The 18,624-nt window shown below is 35.5% G+C and carries 6 protein-coding genes and 4 pseudogenes; 4 read left to right on the top strand and 6 right to left on the bottom strand.

The window, feature by feature from the left end; genetic code table 11:
• Positions 1-147: 147 nt before the first annotated feature.
• A pseudogene (gene carB / locus BWD162_RS04510) lies at positions 148-3,632 on the bottom strand (carbamoyl-phosphate synthase large subunit).
• A 1,097-nt stretch (positions 3,633-4,729) separates the two neighbouring features.
• On the opposite strand from carB, the pseudogene BWD162_RS04505 reads away from it, so the two are divergent.
• Positions 4,730-5,997, top strand: a pseudogene (locus tag BWD162_RS04505) (TCR/Tet family MFS transporter).
• Between the two features lie 112 nt (positions 5,998-6,109).
• Here BWD162_RS04505 and carA read toward each other — a convergent pair.
• The 4 genes from carA to BWD162_RS04485 all read right to left on the bottom strand — a co-directional run bounded on the left by carA (position 6,110) and on the right by BWD162_RS04485 (position 12,216).
• Positions 6,110-7,309, bottom strand: a complete 1,200-nt coding sequence (carA, locus tag BWD162_RS04500; RefSeq protein ID WP_078705615.1) for a glutamine-hydrolyzing carbamoyl-phosphate synthase small subunit — start codon at positions 7,307-7,309, stop codon at positions 6,110-6,112.
• Between the two features lie 899 nt (positions 7,310-8,208).
• Positions 8,209-8,715 carry a chorismate lyase gene (gene ubiC, locus BWD162_RS04495; RefSeq protein WP_194284849.1) on the bottom strand — a complete coding sequence of 169 codons (507 nt, stop codon included), beginning with the start codon at positions 8,713-8,715 and terminating at the stop codon, positions 8,209-8,211.
• A gap of 572 nt (positions 8,716-9,287) precedes the next feature.
• Positions 9,288-9,539 (bottom strand): GlsB/YeaQ/YmgE family stress response membrane protein, encoded by a 252-nt coding sequence (locus BWD162_RS04490; RefSeq protein WP_078705613.1) that lies wholly within the window; start codon positions 9,537-9,539, stop codon positions 9,288-9,290.
• A gap of 1,450 nt (positions 9,540-10,989) precedes the next feature.
• The gene (locus BWD162_RS04485) at positions 10,990-12,216 is read right to left on the bottom strand and encodes a mechanosensitive ion channel family protein (protein ID WP_078705612.1); all 1,227 of its coding nucleotides are present in this window, start codon (positions 12,214-12,216) and stop codon (positions 10,990-10,992) included.
• 131 nt (positions 12,217-12,347) lie between these two features.
• Between BWD162_RS04485 and dnaG the strand changes: the two genes are divergently transcribed.
• The 3 genes and pseudogenes from dnaG to BWD162_RS04470 all read left to right on the top strand — a co-directional run bounded on the left by dnaG (position 12,348) and on the right by BWD162_RS04470 (position 17,785).
• Entirely contained in the window at positions 12,348-14,285 is a 1,938-nt protein-coding gene (dnaG, locus tag BWD162_RS04480) for a DNA primase (RefSeq protein ID WP_078705611.1), read from the top strand.
• A 341-nt stretch (positions 14,286-14,626) separates the two neighbouring features.
• A complete protein-coding gene (gene rpoD / locus BWD162_RS04475) occupies positions 14,627-16,630 on the top strand; it encodes an RNA polymerase sigma factor RpoD (protein WP_078705610.1) in 2,004 nt (667 codons plus the stop codon).
• A gap of 694 nt (positions 16,631-17,324) precedes the next feature.
• Positions 17,325-17,785 (top strand): annotated as a pseudogene (locus tag BWD162_RS04470) (YcgN family cysteine cluster protein).
• A 50-nt stretch (positions 17,786-17,835) separates the two neighbouring features.
• Here the strand turns inward: BWD162_RS04470 and BWD162_RS04465 are convergent.
• Positions 17,836-18,575: pseudogene (locus tag BWD162_RS04465) on the bottom strand (SIMPL domain-containing protein).
• Positions 18,576-18,624: the final 49 nt, after the last annotated feature.

Raw genomic sequence — 18,624 nt, 5'->3', positions numbered from 1 at the left:
ACAGGAAAAAAGTCACGTAACCGAAAATCCGATCGCAATAATGATAAAAGACTTTTGAATAAGAAACAAGTCTTATCACTATTTTTATGCAAAGAAAAGGTGAGTAAGAAGTAATAAACGTTATGTTTTGTAAGTGCAGTTCAAATCTTAAGCAAAATAACTTTGTAGCGGACGTACTTCTAAATAATTGGATTTAAGTGCTTCAATGGCTTGTACTGCGGCTTCAGCTCCAGCTATTGTTGTGTAATAGGGTACTTTTTGCATGAGTGTTGCTTGGCGTAATGATTTAGAGTCTGAAATGGCACTGGCTGTATTTGTTGTATTAAAAATCAATTGGATTTGCCGATTGCGAATGGCATCTTCAATATGAGGATGACCTTCTAGCACCTTATTAATTTTTTGGGCTTTGACACCATGGGAGCCCAGAAATTTTTGTGTTCCGCTTGTTGCTAAAACAGAAAAACCAAGCTCAGTTAAACGTTTGACGCACTTGAGGATACGTTTTTTATCTTCATCTTTCACGGAAACAAATACAGTTCCCTCATATGGAAGATCAACACCAGCCCCAAGCTGTGCTTTAGCAAAAGCAAGTGCAAATTCGTAATCGACTCCCATAACTTCTCCAGTTGAACGCATTTCCGGACCAAGCAGCGTATCTACACCAGGAAAACGATCGAAAGGAAAGACCGCTTCTTTGACGGTGATATGCTGTTTTTGGGGTGTAGAAGGTAATTCACCGTAAGCTTGAAGTGCACTATGAAGTTTTTCTCCCGCCATAATACGTGCAGCAATTTTAGCAATTGGTCGGCCAATAGTTTTTGCAACAAATGGAACAGTACGCGAAGCACGGGGATTGACTTCTAAAACATAAATCACTCTATCTTTGATGGCATATTGTACATTCATTAAGCCCACAACATGAAGTGCTTGTGCTAATGCTTTAGTTTGACGCTCTAATTCAGAGACCAATTCACGTGAAAGTGTGTTTACGGGTAAAGAACAAGCTGAATCGCCAGAATGGATACCTGCTTCTTCAATATGTTCCATAATGCCAACAATCAGTGTTTCTTCACCATCGCACAGACAATCAACATCAACTTCAATAGCTTGTGTTAGATAGGTATCAAATAAAAGTGGGTTTTTACTCAGCAATGTGTTGATCTGCTTTGTTGTGTCGTTAGGATAACAGGCTTTGAGATCTTCTGAAACTAATTCAGGAACTGTTTCAAGCAGATAATTTTGCAAGCTGCGTTCATCACGAATAATTTGCATGGCACGTCCACCTAAAACATAAGAAGGGCGTACAACTAATGGAAATCCTAGGTCATGAGCGATAAGACGTGCTTGTTCAATTGAATGAGTAATACCATTTTTTGGTTGTTTTAAGTTAAGCTTAAATAATAATTGTTGAAAGCGATCTCTATCTTCTGCTAGGTCAATAGCATCAGGTGAAGTACCTAAAATGGGAATGTTATTTTTTTCTAATGCATTTGCTAGTTTCAACGGTGTTTGTCCACCAAATTGAACGATAACTCCAATCAACTCGCCTTTTTCTTGTTCCGTTTCTAAAACAGCTAAAACATCTTCTGTTGTTAAAGGTTCGAAATAAAGACGGTCAGATGTATCATAGTCGGTCGAAACAGTTTCGGGGTTGCAGTTAATCATGATGGCTTCAAAGCCTGCATCACGCAAGGCAAAAGCGGCATGACAACAACAATAATCAAATTCAATTCCTTGGCCGATGCGGTTTGGACCTCCACCCAAAATGACAATTTTTTTGCGTTTGGAAACATATGCTTCTGAACATGTTATCCCTGCAAAAGGTGTTTCATAGGTTGAATACATATAAGCTGTAGGTGAAGCAAATTCAGCGGCACAAGTATCAATCCGCTTAAACACATGTTTAACATTAAGTGATTTACGTAGAGCAGCAATATTGTCTGGCTCTTGTCCTGTAAGGTTAGCTAAACGTGCGTCCGAAAAGCCCATAGCTTTTAACATACGTAGATTGTCTGCGTCTTGAGGAAGACCGTGAATGCGAATACGCTGTTCCATTTCAACGATGGAAGCTATTTGCTCTAAAAACCATGGATCAATTTTGCTTATTTGGTAGATTTCATTTAAGGGTAAGCCCATGCGCATTGCTTGAGCCACATAACGTAGACGATTAGGACTTGGTATTGCGATAGCTGAACGTATAGAATTATTTTCATCACCTTCAGCATGTTCAGGAAGCTCAATTTCATCAAGGCCGGTAAGACCTGTTTCAAGTCCACGGAGCGCCTTTTGTAATGATTCTTGAAAAGTACGACCAATTGCCATGACTTCCCCTACAGATTTCATTGCAGTGGTTAAGACAGGTGATGAACCGGGAAATTTTTCAAAAGCAAAACGAGGGATTTTGGTGACAATATAATCGATAGAGGGTTCAAATGACGCTGGTGTTATACCACCCGTAATATCGTTTTTAATTCATCAAGTGTATAGCCAACCGCTAATTTGGCTGCCACCTTGGCAATTGGAAAACCTGTTGCTTTTGAAGCAAGTGCTGAAGAGCGTGAAACACGTGGGTTCATTTCAATGACGATTAAACGACCATTTTCGGGATTGACAGCAAATTGTACATTAGCTCCACCGGTTTCGATGCCGATTTCACGCAATACGGCAATTGAGGCATTGCGCATGATTTGGTATTCTTTATCAGTTAAGGTAAGAGCAGGGGAAACGGTAATAGAATCACCAGTGTGGACACCCATAGGATCAATATTTTCAATGGAACAAACGATAATACAATTATCTTGTTTATCGCGGACAATTTCCATTTCATACTCTTTCCACCCCAAAACACTTTCTTCAATCAGAATTTCCGTTGTGGGAGATGCTTCAAGACCACGTTCAATTATTTCATAAAATTCAGATCGATTATAAGCGATACCACCGCCTGTGCCACCAAGCGTGAATGAAGGGCGAATGATAACTGGAAGGCCAATAATATCAAGAGCTTGAACTGCTTTTGCTGTGGCATGTGCTATATAACGTTGTTTACGATCAGCTTCTGTATGATACCAATTGTGATCAAGTTTTTCTAATGCTTGCTCAAGTGCGTCACCGGAAAGTTCAGTTTTCAGTTCATTACGTCTTTTTTCGTATAATCGACGATCTTCTTCTTTGAGTTCGGTTGCATTGGCTAACATAGAACGCGGTGTTTCTAAACCGATTTTTGCCATTGATTTGCGAAATAAAGCACGATCTTCGGCTTTATCAATAACGTCAGCATTAGCTCCAATCATTTCAACGTTATAGCGGTCTAAAATTCCCATACGCTTTAATGATAAAGCTGTATTAAGTGCTGTTTGTCCTCCCATAGTAGGTAAAAGAGCGTCGGGGCGTTCATAAGCAATAATTTTTGCGACTACTTCTGGGGTGATGGGTTCAATATAAGTTGCGTTAGCTAAATCTGGATCAGTCATAATGGTGGCAGGATTAGAATTGACTAGAATAATTCGGTAGCCTTCTTCCTTTAAAGCTTTACAAGCTTGTGTACCTGAATAGTCAAATTCACATGCCTGGCCAATAATAATAGGTCCTGCCCCAATAATAAGGATAGATTTTATATCTGTACGTTTTGGCATGTTTTTTCCTATCACAAATTTCTGTGCGCGGTTGTGGCAGGCAGAATATTGAAAATTTTAAGGCTAAAATCACTTTATAGGTTAATAAACGAAGAAAGTAATCCATAAAATGTTTTTTCCATTGCTTTTTTATAAAAATTGGAAATCAATATCTTCTTTATTGTGATAAACTTTATATAGCTGTGAAAGTGTGTTTTTTGATAAAAAAGACAATAATGCATTGGAAAAAAGCACGTTCAAATCAGTGTATTGAAGACTACCGTGTTTGGAAGATATAAACAGCTGCTGATCGTAAATAGAATTTAGACAGATAGAAATTAAGCTGTTTGTCTGCAGCAATAACTGTAGCATGCTTATGCTGATTATCCTTATTAAATTTTTGGATGATGATTTTGATTGTGTTCTCTTTAGTGATGACGTTCAAAATAGAGCTCTCTTTATAAACACGGTGATAAATGTTCAACATTGCTAGAAAGATACTTGGCTGTAATTTTCTGCTGATATAACACGTGTTCGCAAGAACTTATATTGGTATTTATTTGTAGATTGCATCTTTGTTGTTGGTTTTATCACTATTTGGCTGATTGTAGTTTTTATTTTAATGGTGCATTCCAAACTAAATAGTGATACCAAAATCGCACACTGCGGTATTTTCTGAACTTACGTTATTGTGTATGGATTTGATTGTTCTTTTAAGAAATAACCTGCATAAATATGCAATGGGTTTATAGCAATTTTAATATTTCTTGTATGGATAGAATTGCAAAGGTTGTTACATTAAGATTTTGATTGATTTAACCAACAAAAAAGATTTTTCAAAAATGATGGTGTAAGAATACTAAACGTGGGCAACAAAATTAATGATAATGTTTTGAAAAAAACATACACGGTTATGGAGTTTTGAGATTTATTCAAACTTCTTACGTGTGGTGAATAGTTTAGACATGGTTATAAAATTTAGTAATAAGTAATTTATATTATATTTTTTATGTTTTCCGTAACCTTTTTTATTTTGCTATTGTTATATATGGAACTCGAGTTATGTTTTTGGGCGGCTCTAAAAATAAGTAAGGTCTAAAAAACAGGGGCGAAGAAATATGCATACTGTGAAAGATCGAAAGCTTGATCCGAAGTTTATCCGTAGTGGGCTCATTATAGTTTTTATTACTCTGTTATTAGATATTATTGGTATTGCAATTGTTAGTCCTGTTTTGCCTGAATATCTTCGTTATTTGACTGGAGAGGATCTTAGTAAGGTTTCCATAAATGGGGGTATATTACTGGCAGTCTATTCAGTAATGCAATTTTTGTTTGCTCCCTTGATTGGTAATTTTTCTGACCGCTATGGTCGGCGTCCTATTTTGCTTATTTCTATTATCAGTTTTGCTATTGATAATTTTATATGCGCTATAGCATGGAGTTATTCTATGTTGTTTATTGGGCGTCTTTTATCGGGGATAAGTGGTGCTAGCTTTGCAACTTGTTCAGCTTATTTAGCAGATATATCAGATGATAAAACTCGTACACGTAATTTTGGTATGATAGGAATGGCATTTGGAGTAGGATTTATTATAGGCTCTCTTATTGGTGGCTTTTTAGGCCAATTTGAGTTGCACTTGCCTTTTTATTTCGCAGCTGCTTGTTCATTTGTTAATTTTATTTTTGCGTGGTTTATGCTTCCAGAAACTCTTGCTATGCATGATAGACGCCGTTTTGATATTAAGCGTGCTAATCCTTTAGGTGCACTTTTGCAACTTAGACAATACCCAGCAGTTATTTGGATGTTGTTAGCTTTTTTCTTTATTGGCTTGCAGAAGCTGTATGGCCGAGTGTTTGGGCATTTATTGCTAAAGAACGTTATGATTGGAGCACATTTTCTATTGGATTGTCTTATAGTATTTTTGGTGTAGGCCAGATTGTTGTGATGGTTCTTATTTTACCATATTTTTCTAAGCGCTGGAGCGATTGGCACATGACTATGATAGGACTCTTTTTTGCATTAATTGCTATGCTTGGTTATATGTTTGCGGTGCAAGGGTGGATGGTTTATGTCGTTTTTGTATGTACAGTGCTTGAATATCTTGTTCACGCACCTATACGTTCTATTGCTGCAGCACAAGTACCGGCGAATGCACAAGGAGAATTGCAGGGAGTAATGACATCCATTACTTCGTTAAGCTTGATAATTGGGCCCATTTTTTATACATTTCTCTTTGAACAATTTACACATAAAAATGCAGTATTTCATTTTTCTGGTGCACCTTTTGCTGGGAGCTTCTGCATGCTTTTTTTAGCAATTTTAGTATTTGCTTTTTCGGTAAGACAGTCTCTAAAAGAACTTCCTAGAGATATTTTACCGAAATAATTCAATAAAATGTAACTCCTGTATTCTATAAACGAATTTAGCTATTTTGTTATTTCAAAGGCCGGTATGTTTGAATGTAGTAAAGGGATCAATGTTTGGTAAGAAATTCAAATTAATTAAGCTGTTTTTTATATTCTACGATCAGATTATGAAAACGCTGGAAAAGATATTGACTGTCTTGTGGTCCAGGGGAAGCTTCAGGATGATGTTGGACAGAAAAAACTGGTTTTCCAATAATCTGAATACCACAATTTGAGCCATCAAAGAGAGAAATATGTGTTTCTTCAACGTGTTTTGGTAGAGACGCTGCATCTACGGTGAAACTATGATTCATTGATGTAATTTCCACTTTTCCGGTGGTAAGGTCTTTTACAGGGTGATTTGCTCCATGATGTCCTTGATGCATTTTTATGGTTTTAGCTCCAACAGAAAGGGCAAGAAGTTGATGGCCAAGACATATGCCAAAAAGTGGGATATTACAGTCAATTAGTTTTTTTATAGTTGGAACTGCATACGCGGCTGTGGCAGATGGATCTCCTGGTCCATTGGAAAGAAAAATGCCATCAGGATTCATTGCCAGAATTTCTTCTGCGTTTGTATGTGCTGGCACAACAGTAATACGCGCACCTTGTGTTGCCATAAGGCGGAGTATATTGCGCTTAATGCCATAATCAATCGCAACAATATGAAAATTGCATTTACTATTTGTACCGTAACCTTGATTCCAAGTCCATGCTTTTTCACTCCATTCCATCAACTGGTGTGATGTCACTTTTTTTGTGAGGTCGAGATTAGTGATCCCTAACCATTTTTGCATACGTTTTTTTAAAGCACTGAGATCAAAATTGCCATTTAAATCGTGAGCAATAATAGCATTTTGCGCGCCTTTTTCACGGATAAGAACAGTTAGTGCACGTGTATCAATGCCGCAAATTGCAATGATTTGACGCATTTTAAGCCATTGATTTAAGTTTTCATTCGCACGATAATTAGAGGGCTGAGTAATATCTGCTTTTAAAATAGCACCAACTGCACCATGGTGATTGGTTGGTGTAAGATCTTCAATATCTTCACTATTTATACCTACATTGCCTATATGAGGAAAGGTAAAATTAACGATTTGTTTAGTGTATGATGGATCGGTGAGAATTTCTTCATAACCTGTCATGGCAGTGTTAAAACATATTTCTGCTTCAACAATACCCGTAGCTCCTGCACCTTTACCTTCAATAATGGTTCCATCGGCTAATACTAAAAGAGCTGTAGGTTTGCTCGTACACCAAGGTTTGGGAGATAGAATGGTTTGTGTCATAGTGTGTGTTCACAGTTCGACGTCATACGGAAACCGCAGCCATAGCAGATGCTATATATTATCTTGTAATGTTTTGCTTAATTTTAAAAGTATAAGTATATTCCATAAATAGGTAAAGCCCCATTTTAGATTTTCTAAGACTTTTGTTATTATTATGCATTGTAAGATATTAAAGAGTACTGAAAGAGTATGTATCCATTTGAACAAAATTGGATAAATTTATGTTGTATTGATTAGGTTAATAGAGCACTCCAAATGATTTTGTAGAAGAAAGAGAGAACATATTTTGCTCTACGTTACTTAATGCATATTATGTGATTAATGAATATCAGAGTATTTAGAGTGTTTGATAATGGTGAAAAAAAACTAAGATGGTAGCTAGAAATACTTTTTTTAACAAAAATGGTTGTTTTAGAAATCAACACGTATTTATGAATAAACTGATATCTTGAAGTTTAAAATGCAAGTAAAAGGGATTGTTACTTGCGATCTCTCTACTAGTTAATAGGATACAAGGTGATTAGGTTTTTGTGATATTTTAGGTAACAAGAGTTAAAAAATTATGTAATATAAAATGGGTAAGTTATAATTCTGTTTAAAAAGACAATTACATAGATTAAGTAGATTTTAAAGGTTATAATGATAGTGTTTTATAAATACTTAAACAAGTTTATCAAACTGATCTAAGAATATCTCAAGCTGTTTTTATAACTAGTAGGGCGTTAAGCTAGTAAAGAGTATGGTATGTTATTATAAATAACACGCGTCTATATAAATATTATAAAGGACGTGGTAAAAGTAAGTTAAATTAATGAGTTTTCATTGATGAAGGGCAATGGATAAGGTGTCTGTTATTTATTGTATACTACATTTCTTTTCAAGATATTGATTTTTCTTATTTATTTAATTTTGTATATTGGTGAAGCAGTTAAAAACAGTTCAGTCAACAATAGTGGTTTGTTTGCTAGCCGCAAACGAGAACGACGCGCCCATAGTGCATCTTTTCGGCCAATATGAATGTAATCACGGGTTAATTCTTTACTGTTAAATAAATAACGTCCCAGAGGTACATTTCCCAAATTTGTTAGTTGACTGTGGTCATCTAAAGTTTCTTGTGGGATTACTGTACGCCCTAAAAGCCAAGGCTGATTATCTCCCATTAGTACAATTTCGCGCAGCCAATAACGGGTAGTATCAGGCAAATGCTCGGCCTCTTCTTCTAGTTCATCATAAGTAATGAAGCATTCACGTTGTGGTTCAATATGTATCTGAGTACAGTAACATTCCAAACGACGAGTCATAGAGCCTGATTCCATCAGCCAATCTTTGATAGTAATAGGTACTGAAAGGTTTTGATCAGATAACCACTTTAGTGGTGGTAAAATGGAGTTTCTAGTACTCGACATGATTTAATGTTTCTAAATGGGTAGAGATTGTTAAAGTGCCTATTATAAAGCTTTCAATTATAATGTAGAAATATAAAAAGCAGCAAACTGCTAAGATGGGTATAAAAAACGGATTATTGGTTTTATGACTATAGTTTTTAGTATTTTGTCGATAAAAAAATTTAATAGTATGATTAGCGTATTTTAGTTTAGTTTAAGAATTTTGATTGTTGATATTATACTATTTTGCATTATTTCATGCAGGAAACGCTAGTGATTTGAATGTGAATACAGTAATTTCATACTAAACACGGTTAGTATTTAAGTAATTTGCTATGTAGAGCAAGCTTTTGGAGAATATTAGCTAGTGTGTTGAAAAAATATTCTTTTTTCGTATTTACATCAAAATTTTATCATTGATTACGCTTTTAAGGTTTTAGTCGTTAATGAATCGATATTAATTCTAGTAGGATAATCGTTGTGCTGAATGGTTACTTTCTGTATTTAGCTGGTAGATTATAACTTTTAAAACTAAGATAGAATTTTAGGATAGCTTAAAAAGGCACCAAAAGGTGCCTTTGAAACTAAGCATTTTATGGTCGGATTTTTCGACCGACCCATATAAGAATGCAGGCGCCGATGAAACCTGAAATCAGGTAACCAAATACACCAACAAAAGTAACACCAAAAAGGCCAAAAAGAAAGCTAGCCAATGACGCTCCAATAATTCCTAGGATAATGTTTAAAAATATTCCTGTTCGACTGTTCATGAAATATTGTGCAGCCCAACCTGCAAGACCACCAATGATAATGGCTGCAATCCAGCCGATGTTTGCATCTTCCATTACGCTCTCCTTTGCCTGAATTAAACTGTAAATTCTAGTTAGGGTAAGCTTTTTAAAGGTCAAGTCTTGCTTGTTGTTTAGAAAGGTTATGGAAGCGAGAACTTTGGGGTAGTTCCTGTTCTTCTAAAATGGGATAGACCATAGAAGAGAGAAGAGAATTAATTTGTTTTAGATGATGCACACTATCAAGATATAAATTGGATATTTCTATATTTTGGATATTAATTTCATGTAAGTATTTGAATTTTTTAAGCTCATTTCTTTTTCTAAATTACGGAGCTGATTTTTTTGCGCTAATAAATTATGTACAGTATGGGTATCGCATGAGATGAGAATATTAAATGCAATATGCACATTAGCTAAAACAGTTGTATGGGGACAAGGCGGATCATTTCAACTATTATGAGTGAATTGTGGATTTTTTTGTTTTTTTAACAAGCATATTGTAAATAATAATATTTCCTTCTTGATCTATTTTTAGATATTGCGCTTGGAGGTTTTTGAGTTTGAAGAGCTTCTTCATTCGATAATTTTTGCCTTGCTAAGAGTGCAAAGTAAAGTTTAATTGTGGTGTGTTTTTTGTTCAATATAATATTAATTGATTAAGCTCATATACGATGGAGTGATTTGGATTTTCATAAAATTCCATTTTTTGCAGCATTATAATTAACAAGATCACAGATATGGAGCACTTCTCACACATGACATTAGGAAACGCTGCAATTAGGCGATTAAGAACATTATCATCAAGAGCTGTTTATTTATTAAGTCAGGAGTTTTTCAGGCTGCATTTGTACTTATATGAATAAGTTTAGTGATTGTTTTTTAAACTCATCTTGATAGTGTTTTTTTGCAGGAAGGGCGAACATATTAAAATTTCAAATGTAGGCATTGATGATTTAAGTATTAGTATTGTCGTCCAACTATGTAATTGGGTAGTTGGAAAAAGGAATAAGATAAGAGTAATGGTTAAACCAGCTCCACGTATGAGTAAATTACCCAATGTGATAATTGCCTAATATGATAAGACGAGTATTAAAGGGAGCATTGCGCGTTAAAATAGAATTATGAAAGAAGAACTTGGATTAATGCTAAGGACCATTACGATGATAATTTGGTATGAGTAAGATCATAATTAGCAAAATTAATTAACAATGATTCTTGTAATAGAATGGAATGTAAAAGATAAGTTACGACTGCCACCAACAACAAACAGAGGTAGAATCTGTTGAAAGATAACTGATGATGGTATTAGGCAAAACGCATTATCACATAAAGGTTTTATAGCAGCGCTTATCATACCAATTTTTATTTACACCATGCGTGTGTAACCTTAAAGAAATAGAGAAATACCATCTGTAAGATGAATAATTACCAATAAGCTATTTGTTGATACTTTTTCTTTCCTTGTTATGTTGAGAATGTAGTTCGATTAAAAGAATTCATATAATTAAGACTTACGGTTTTTCTTGGTTTCAAATACGTGAACAAAATCATAGCCACTTGGGTTTTGAAAAAGCTTAAGATCAAAACTAGGGAGGATGGAATAAAGATGGTCAAAAATATCAGCTTGAATTTGTTCATACTCTATCCAAATAGTGGTGTTCGTAAAACAATAGACTTCTAAAGGCAAACCATTCGGTGTAGGGGATAATTGCCGTATCATGAGAGTCATATTATTTGTAATGTTTGGGTGATTTTGTAAATAAGATAAAACATAAGCGCGAAAAGTTCCAATGTTGGTTAAGCGACGAGTATTAGCTGGTATATCGCGGTTTTTATCTAATTGAGCATTCCATTCATTAATTTCCGGTAATTTTTTTGCAAAATAGTTTTCTAACAGATTAAATTGCATCAAGTATTCTTGTTCTTCTTCTCTATAGAATCGGATACTGGATTGATCAATGAAAAGAGACCGTTTAATACGTCTTCCACCTGATTCTTGCATGCCACGCCAATTTTTAAAAGGATCGGTTACAAGTTTACGAATAGGAACTATGGTAATCGTTTTATCAAAATTTTGAACTTTGACGGTATGGAGTGCAATTTCAATTACATCTCCGTCTGCACCAAGATTGGGAATTTCAATCCAATCGCCTACACGTACCATATCAGTAGATGAAATTTGAATACTTGCAACGAGGGAAAGAAGCGTGTCTTGGAAGACTAAAATTAAGACAGCTGCCATCGCACCAAGACCGGAAAAAAGGATAAGAGGAGAGCGGTCAATCAATTTAGCTAATATTAAAACAGTGGCAACAGTGAAAAGCGCAATTTTAGCGATTTGAATATAACCTTTTATTGGTTTTAACCGCGATGTTGGCCGTTGTTCATAAAGGGTATTAATAATATTAAGGAGTGCGGAAATTATTAAGACAATAACAAAAATAATAAAAGCATTGGAAACATTACGAATAATGGTACTAAGTGGATTAGGTAATGTAGGGATAAAATTAACACCGATTGAGAAAATAAAGGCTGAAGCAGTATTAGCCATGTGCCGAATGGTGTACTCAGTGTCATTAGTTGTATCTGCCGGAAGAAAAGAAAAAAGCTGTTTTGCTTTATGAATAAGCAATTTGCGTACTAAAATATTAATTAAAATAGCAATAAGAGTAAGGATAATAAGCCAAGAAATAGTCTCTAGTAATGGATATTGAGCAAGAAATTCGGTCACTTTTCTATCTCCATTTCTCAAATTATTTAGGGTTGATCACTTGGAATTTGTCAACCATTTAAGAGAAGTATTGGAATTATGCTTCAAAGTAGTTAAACATACAAAAAGAATTTAAAACTCTGTGAGATATAATGCGTTTTCCACCTGATTTTCTTGATGAGATCCGCAGCCGATTACCAATTTCAACGGTTATTAGCCAAAGGGTGACATTTGATCCTCAAAAAAGCAAGCCCGCACGAGGAGATTTTTGGTTTTGCTGCCCGTTTCATGGTGAAAAAACTCCAAGTTTTCACTGTAATGATCGTAAAGGCTGTTATTATTGTTTTGGTTGTGGTGTAAGCGGTGATGTTTTCACTTTTCTTTGTGAACTTGATGGATTGCAGTTTGTAGAAGCTGTAGAGCGTTTGGCTGATCTTGCAGGTATGAAACTACCTCTCCTTGATCCACAAAGTTATGAACGTGAAATGCAGAAAGCCAGTCTTTATGACGTTATGGGAATGGCTACGGATTTTTTTCAATCTAGCTTGCATGATAAAGGAGGAAAACAGGCACTTTATTATCTTAATGAACGTGGCGTGACGCCAGAGCTTATAAAACGCTTTCGGATTGGTTTTGCTCCAATAGGGCGTACGGCTTTAAAAGAAGCGTTAAGTATGCGTGGTGTTTCAATAAAGCAGATGGAAGATTGTGGTCTTCTTATATCGGGTGAGGATGTTACAGTTCCCTACGATCGATTTAGAAATCGTATCATATTTCCTATTGAAGATTTTCGTGGGCGTGTGGTGGCTTTTGGAGGACGCACGTTAGATAAAAGCGTGCGAGCAAAATATCTCAACAGTCCTGAAACGGTACTTTTTCATAAGGGGAATATGCTTTACAATGCAGCTTCTGCTCGCAAAAGCAAACATTTCATGGGAAAGGAAAAAGCATGTTCTATTCTCGTCGTTGAAGGCTATATGGATGTTATTGCGTTAACAAAGGCTGGTTTTGAGAAAGTGGTAGCGCCTTTGGGTACAGCATTAACAGAGGAACAGATTGCGCTTTTATGGCAGATGGAACCTGATTGTGTTTTTTGTTTTGATGGAGACGATGCTGGTTTAAAAGCTGCTTTTCGTGTAGCTGATCGTGTGCTACCCCTTTTAAGGGTTGGGGTATCTGTACATTTTATTTTATTGCCGCAAGGTGAAGATCCGGATGAAATTATTCGTGCTGGGGGTGCTCCTCTTTTTAATTCTTTTTTACAAAAATCAATTCCACTGATTGAACTTTTATGGTGGCGTGCTACTTATGGACAACGTTTTGAGACACCAGAAACGCGAGCAGCACTGGAACGAAGACTTAAACAAGAGGTCTTTACGATTAAAGATGAAGATGTACGTCGTTATTATTTTCAAGATATAAAGAAACGGCTTTTTGATTTTTTTTCTCCTCCTTTTTTACAAAAAAAGAATGTGGGAGGATATGGTAAAAACCAAAAAGATGGAATATTTAAAGGACAGTCTTTTTCTACTTTAGAAAATTCTAATATAGTGCGTAATTTGCCGCATTCTATTCCTTTGCGTGAGGCAGTTATTTTACTAATTTTAGTTCACTATCCTGATCTTTTGTATGAGAATTTTGAGGTTCTTTCTGAATTAGAATTAAAAAATACCGAGTTAATAAATTTTCATCAATCGATGCTGGAAATTCTTGGGAGCCAGCAGATTCATGATAAAACAGTCATGATTATGCTTTTAGAAGAAAAAGGGCAAAAAGCTATTTTAGAACGTATGAGAAATCTTGTGCAAAGCGTTGGTATGCGTACTACTTTTACTAAAGCTCCCATAGAAGATGCTCGTGCTGTATTAAAACAAGCTATCTACTTGCATCTTCGAGAACACCACCTACATAAGAGATTACAGGATATTGAGGAACAACTCATGGAAAATCCTAAAAATGAGGTTTTTGATTTACTGCGTGAGACGAAAACTGAATTGGAGCAAATGCGAGCAACAGAAGCTTTAATTGAAGGGTTTGGATGTTGGTTTGATGAAGAAATAGACGAGAGTGAGCCAAATGAGATAAAATGATTCGCTTTTTTAAAGCGAATCAGTCACCAAAGTCTAATGTGAAAAAAATCTATTGTAAGAGACGGCATTTTTGTGAAGAATGACGAGTGAATTTTAAAAAAAGCGGAAATTGATTCTTACTATGGAGTGTAAAGATTATCTCAAAAGAGCTGAGTGTGTCGGGGAAACTTCTGGAGTTTTCCCGCGTTTTTATGTGGGTAAAAGCGTATGTTAAAGTGTGTCTTTGAAAATGAGGATTTTATCCTAAGATAAAATGCATATGAGAAATTGTTGACGCGCTAAATGAAAACGCAAAAAGCTGGTCACGTGAAATCTAGTAGTGATCAAGTGGAGTTAATGGTATGGCAACAAAGGCTAAACAAAAAGATAGCGTGGCAGAAACGGGCCAAGTAAGTTTGGACAGTCCTCTTCTTGATTTTTCCGATGATGCTATCAAAAAGATGATTAAACTCGCCAAGAAAAATGGTTATGTGACAATGGATGAGTTGAATGCAGTTCTTCCTTCTGAATCAGTTACATCTGAGCAAATTGAAGATACATTGGCCATGCTTTCTGAAATGGGGATTAATGTTGTAGATGATGAAGATGAAGTCGATTCTGAACCTTATGAGGAAGAAATTACAATAGAAGGTGGTGATTTAGTGGAAGCCACCAGCCGATCAATTGCAACAATATCGAAATGTGATACGACAGATCGGACTGATGATCCGGTGCGCATGTATTTGCGTGAAATGGGAGCAGTTGAATTACTTTCACGTGAAGGTGAAATTGCTATTGCTAAGCGTATTGAAGCAGGGCGTGAAACAATGATTGCAGGGTTATGTGAGAGCCCTTTAACATTTCAAGCCTTAATTATATGGCGTGAAGAATTAAATGAGAAGCGTATCCTTCTTCGTGAAATTATTGATCTTGAAATGACTTATGCTGGTCCAGAAGCCAAACAGGCTCCTGCTATTGAACGCAGTGGAATGGAAAGAATAAAAGAGGAAATGCCGTGTTCTAATATGCATGATGTAGATGATCTTGCAGCAGATATTGGTGTTGAAGATGAAGAGGAGGATGAAGTTAGCTTATCGCTTGCAGCGATGGAAAATGAACTGTGTCCTCAGGTTATGGAAACTTTAGATTTTATTGCTGAGACGTATGTAAAACTGCGAAAATTGCAAGATCAACACGTTGAAAGCAGTTTAGCAGATTGTAAAGAGGATGCTCTTTCCGCTTCTCAAAAAAAGAAATGCACTCAATTGAAAGCTGATTTAGTTCAAGCAGTAAAATCTCTTTCTTTGAACCAAAATCGTATTGAGGCGTTGGTTGAACAGCTTTATGATATCAATAAACGGTTGGTTCATAGTGAAGGTAAATTGAAGCGGCTTGCTAACAACTATGGAGTTGGACACGAAGATTTTTTAAAAGAATATCAAGGCCGTGAATTAGATGCAGATTGGATTAATTATATTGCGACTTTGCCGGGGTCTGGCTGGAAAGAATTTTCAACTCGTGAAGCCAAGGTAATACAAAGTTTGCGCAGTGAAATACAAAGCCTTGCGCAAGAAACTGCTATTTCAATTGGGGAGTTTCGTCGAATTGTTACGCAAGTACAAAAAGGTGAGCGTGAAGCGACAATTGCTAAAAAGGAAATGGTGGAAGCCAATTTACGTCTTGTGATTTCAATTGCAAAAAGATACACTAATCGTGGTTTACAGTTTCTTGATCTTATTCAAGAAGGCAATATCGGCTTGATGAAGGCGGTCGATAAATTTGAATACCGGCGTGGATACAAATTTTCAACTTATGCAACATGGTGGATTCGTCAGGCAATTACGCGTTCGATAGCTGATCAAGCGCGCACCATTCGTATTCCTGTTCATATGATTGAAACTATTAATAAGATTGTTCGTACATCACGTCAGATTTTACATGAAATTGGGCGTGAGCCTACACCGGAAGAATTGTCTAGCAAGCTTTCTATGCCATTAGAAAAAGTGAGAAAAGTGCTTAAAATTGCAAAAGAGCCTATTTCACTTGAAACACCAGTTGGTGATGAGGATGATTCTCATTTAGGTGATTTCATTGAAGATAGAAACGCGTTATTGCCGATTGATGCAGCCATTCAAGCTAATTTACGAGATACAACAACTCGCGTACTTGCTTCACTAACGCCGCGTGAAGAACGTGTTTTGCGGATGCGTTTTGGTATTGGGATGAACACTGATCACACGTTGGAAGAAGTTGGTCAGCAGTTTTCAGTTACACGTGAGCGTATCCGCCAGATTGAAGCCAAAGCGCTTCGTAAATTAAAGCATCCTAGCCGTTCACGGAAATTACGCAGTTTTCTTGATTCTTAATGATGTTACAGCATATTTCGAAAATGTACCGTTTATTGTGATGTAAAATTTACTGTGTCATTTTTGAAAAACTTTTTAAAAAGGATAAAAAGCATACTGAATAATTCAAGAAGATTCATTGTGCAAGCAATATAGTGACTTAAATATTTATTACTACGCTCTCGTGAAAAAACTAGTTTAAAATCATGGAAATGATCTGCAAAGAAATAAAAAGAAATAAATGGTGTCATAAAAAGTGTTATTTGTACATGTAGGTGAAGTTTGACTCCAGCGGAGATGGTGTTGAGTATGCTTCATATTGAAGTGTGTCAAATTATAGGTAGACACACAAAAAATCTCTTTTTTATAAAAACTATTCATAAAATGGTTTATACAAGTTATAGTTGTAATGAAAATTTTGTTTAGTTTTTGTTAGTAATTGTAATCTGTAAAGTATTTACAATTAGGTATTGTTTTTGAGTTTAAGTTCATTTGTGATAATGATATCTTTATAAGGTGTTTTTTGTATGAGATTTTTTCTAAGGATGTCTTTTATCTTTGTTGAATTAATCTTTGGGAAGATTATTGGGAGTAGAATGAATATGGGTGGTATTAGGCTAGCTTAGAGATGTATAATGTTACAGGGGCGACATTGTACTTTATTTGCGTTTTTGCGTAAATTTCTTATTTTTAGATAAAGAGTATAGTCGGATTTATGAGTAAAGAGGCTCCCTTTTGGAAAGTTAAAAATTAGAAGAGATGTCCATTGTTGAGTGGGAGAGTCTCTGTGATGGTTGTGGCTTTTGTTGTTTGCATAAAGTAGAAGATGAAAACACCGGTTATATTTATACAACTAGCGTTGCTTGCCATCTTTTAGATATGGAAACTTGTCAGTGTCAAAATTATGCTCATCGTAAATCAATAGTTCCGGATTGTGTATTATTGGATATTGCAACAGTAAAAAAAGTTCATTGGCTGCCAAAAAATTGTGCTTATCGGTTAATTAATGAAGGGAAAGACCTTCATTGGTGGCATCCACTTATATCAGGAAATCGCCAAACGGTACATCAAGCACAATTCTCTGCACACGGGAAGATTGAAGTTCACGAAAATGAATTATCATCTGACGAGGCTTATCTTCAGTATATCACCGGCATTTTATATGAGGGCTGGTGATACAATTTTTTATGTATTGTTTTATGTACGAATTAACGACGATACCTTATTTAGTCGATAGAAAATGTTACAGTGACACTGACATTATAGTTCAATTCACCGTTTGAAAAATTTGTATCTGCATAGCTTGCAAATTGTGCACTTCTGCTTAAACGCTGTGTTGGATGAAAGCTATTATTATTTTCATTAATTTCAATGATTTTACCCAATTTTAAATTAGCTGCTTGTGCTAAAGTTTTTGCTTTTTCAATAGCTTCAGCAATAGCTTTTTGACGCGCTTCTTTATAAAAGGGTTTTGTATCGGCATTGGTAAAGGTAATTCCCTGAACAGAATTAATACCAAGAGATATTGCTTGATCAAATATTTTACCAACGTTAGCGAGATCGCGGATACGTACTGTTAAAGAATTGGAAACTTCATAGAGGTTTTCGTTGTTTTTTTGTTCTTGCTGTTTATCTGGGCTAGACTGATAAATAGACAAATTTGATGTTTGCAAGTCATGTTCTTGAATGTTATTCTTTTTAAAGAGTCCACAACACTATTCATAAATTTATTATTGTCCGCTAATGCTTTTTGAGCGGTTTTATCATAAGTAACAATAGATAGATTGATAATTGCCATATCTGGTGTTGCTTGGCTTTCACCTGTTGCAGTAACTACAATAGTTGAATTTTTCATTGTACATTCTTCTGCGTGTACAGAGAATGAAGTGGTTAGTAATGTTAATGCTGCTAACGTGAAAATTTTAATTAGGTTAGTATTTCTTAGCTGGAAAATTATTTGTGTCATATTCATTTTTACTCCTTTTGTTTATAAATTTTTACTTTTCCATTTTTGG

Origin of the sequence: Bartonella sp. WD16.2 (assembly GCF_002022505.1) — a bacterium.
Lineage (GTDB): Bacteria > Pseudomonadota > Alphaproteobacteria > Rhizobiales > Rhizobiaceae > Bartonella.
Note: the sequence above shows the minus strand (reverse complement) of the source record. Positions and strands in the feature narration are given on the sequence as shown.

What these genes read in the sequence shown, in the direction of transcription:
- dnaG (WP_078705611.1), top strand. Translation starts at nt 12,348, where the DNA reads ATGCGTTTTCCACCTGATTTTCTTGATGAGATCCGCAGCCGATTACCA.
- ubiC (WP_194284849.1), bottom strand. Translation starts at nt 8,715, where the DNA reads ATGTCGAGTACTAGAAACTCCATTTTACCACCACTAAAGTGGTTATCT.
- carA (WP_078705615.1), bottom strand. Translation starts at nt 7,309, where the DNA reads ATGACACAAACCATTCTATCTCCCAAACCTTGGTGTACGAGCAAACCT.
- rpoD (WP_078705610.1), top strand. Translation starts at nt 14,627, where the DNA reads ATGGCAACAAAGGCTAAACAAAAAGATAGCGTGGCAGAAACGGGCCAA.
- BWD162_RS04490 (WP_078705613.1), bottom strand. Translation starts at nt 9,539, where the DNA reads ATGGAAGATGCAAACATCGGCTGGATTGCAGCCATTATCATTGGTGGT.